We start from the raw sequence: 366 nt of genomic DNA, 5'->3' as shown, positions 1-366 counted from the left end.
TCGGTGGCCTTGCGTTTGCCAGGCTCTCCGTCGCGCCTCATGGTCTCGGGCTGGACCGCCGGTTGCTCTGCCGTCAGGCCGGCAACCGCTTCCATCGGCACGGCCGGCCGCGAAACATGCTCCTGCTCCCCAAGCACCTGCACTGACAGATGCTCACGGGCTTGCGGATACGTCCCGCCGCCTCGGTCTACGGCCGACGCCGGAAAGTGGTCGTCCACCGTCAATCCGATCGTGCTATCCATGTCCATCGGGTCGGGGAGCGGCGGCGTGAGGCGCGTCAATCCCGGAACCGACGGCTCGCCCTGCAATGGCGCGTCGGCCGATGCCCTCCCCTCGGCGGGAACCCCAGGAGCGCTATCGCCTGGC

1 protein-coding gene is annotated in these 366 nt (G+C 69.1%); it reads right to left on the bottom strand.

The window, feature by feature from the left end; genetic code table 11:
- On the bottom strand, positions 1-242 hold a 242-nt coding region (locus ACWGS9_RS35520; RefSeq protein WP_454509521.1), incomplete at its 3' end, for a hypothetical protein.
- Positions 243-366: the final 124 nt, after the last annotated feature.

Source organism: Mesorhizobium sp. Arg314 (genome assembly GCF_053714275.1).
The sequence above is the reverse complement of the archived record's forward strand: the minus strand, read 5'-3'. Positions and strand labels throughout refer to the sequence as shown.